Origin of the sequence: Chthonomonas sp., assembly GCF_035294505.1 — a bacterium.
In the GTDB taxonomy this organism is placed as follows: Bacteria; Armatimonadota; Chthonomonadetes; order Chthonomonadales; family Chthonomonadaceae; genus Chthonomonas.
In genome coordinates this window covers 1-1,874 of the sequence record NZ_DATGKU010000044.1, presented here as the reverse complement: position 1 = coordinate 1,874, position 1,874 = coordinate 1, and the positions used below count along the sequence as shown (strand labels likewise).

Here is a 1,874-nt window from a genome sequence, read left to right as displayed (position 1 = left end):
CAGTGCTCCTGCCGGCAGCATCGTGGAGTGTGATCTTTTTTGGGACTATCAGCAGGTTCCTAACCTTTTGGGTTTCGATATTCTGCGCTCCCCAAACGACAACGTTCATTTTAGCTCGATAGCCCTTCTGCGCGATCCTTTAGGCGATCGTTTTGCCGATCAAGACCCCAGCCTTACACCCGATGCTATCTACTTCTACAGCGTTGCGCCGGTGGATACGATTAACTTCCCACAGAACGGCCAGGAAGGTCAACCCACCTCGCCCATTCAGGTTAGCCCGCTCGATCCCATTAATGTGCTTAGCCCCGTGAGCGGCCAAACGGTCAGCTCTACCCCAACCCTTACCTGGACAAGCGTCAGCGCCGCAGGGCAATACACGGTTTTGGTCTACAACCAGTTTCCGGACTATCAGTCCGACACCAATGGAGTGAATCCCATTCTACAGCAAATCACCTCCTCTACAAGCTATACCATCACGTCCCCTCTGCCCCCAGGCACCTACTACTGGGCGGTCATTGCTCAATACACCCCCCCAAGCAGCAACGTGGGCTATGCGTTCTCCGTAAGCCCTATCGGCTCGTTTGTGGTTCCATAAGCGAACCACCGGCCAAGGCCGTTGGCCTAAACCTATCGTCTTTGTGGGTGTCCGTGGCCGCCTACAAAGGCGATTGTGCGTATGCGGAAGCGTTCATGGGCAGGAGGTGTTCTGCCCCAAGGAGAATCTGGTTGCAGTGCCATACCAAAAATCGGCAAACTGTAAGGGAGGAATGTGGGCATTGAATATGCGAACGACGCCATTAGCCTATTTGGTGTTTAGCTTTACCTTGTGTGCCTTTGGGCCGTTTCAGCAGGCCACCGCACAAACCTATCGTAACATTTTGAACAGGCCGTTTCATACTATTGGTAACGGCCCTCAGTCGGTTGTTGTGGTGGATGTGAACCATCCCAACGACAAAAATGAAGTGCAGCAGGCGATTGCCCAACGCATTCGTCAGGTCATGCAAACTCGCGCCGCCGCCGTTGCCCCGGAGATCGCCGCGCTGCGCCGCCTTCATGCCTTCCCTCTGAATCATCAAATCCCGGTGGTAGATATGGTGGTAGTGCGCCATAACGGCCAGATACTGCTTCCTCAGGCGCCGGTTGGCAGAAGTGTGCCGGCAAACAATAAGCTCACCTTCGTGGCCAACACCACAGGCCAGTATGCCTTCGATGTGCCCACCGCCTCTGCTCTGGATAATACGGTTAACAACCTCCTCTATCCGGCTCTTGTACGTCGCATCGGCCCACCCCTATGGAACGGTCAGGTAACCATTCTCAACAAGGACGATAACCCTACCAAAGTGTCCGGCATCATTGGGGTTACGGTGGTGATGAACCCGGACGGCTCGGTGGATATCGATCTGCCCAACTTTAGCACAGACCAAGATAAATATCTCGGTCTGTTGCAGGCGATGGCACAGACCTTTCACGGTCCTTTAGCCATTGGCTATGACGCCTGGGAGATGGGCATGGCGCGCGCCGCCGCTGTGGTTGTGGCTCAAGACCTCCAAGGCCAGTTCCCTACCACCCAACCCATAGACCCTGCAGCCGATTTTTACTACACCCCCTACTATGATGTGCTCAACCAGCCGGCCCTTGGCAACAATACCTTTCTCCCTCCCACCAAAAGCAACCAAACGCTCACCGGCCTTGGGGGCATGTTGGTGCCGCGCCTTCAAATGGCCTCTACCGCCTGGCTGAAATGCTTTATCCAGAACCCACAGTTTTTCATCAACTTCAATAACGCCTATTACGATGCCTGGCAAGCCGATCATACGGTCGCTAACGACACGGTGCGGTTGCAGCAGCTTGCCTCTGCCGCCGTAGGAGGCACC

General features: G+C 55.0%; 1 protein-coding gene and 1 pseudogene. Both read left to right on the top strand.

Annotation, left to right across the window (positions count from 1 at the left end):
• A pseudogene (locus VKV18_RS02045) lies at positions 1-595 on the top strand (hypothetical protein); the annotation flags it as partial.
• Positions 596-782: 187 nt separating this feature from the next.
• Positions 783-1,874 (top strand): hypothetical protein (locus VKV18_RS02040; RefSeq protein WP_324202565.1); only part of this gene is annotated, 1,092 nt, incomplete at its 3' end.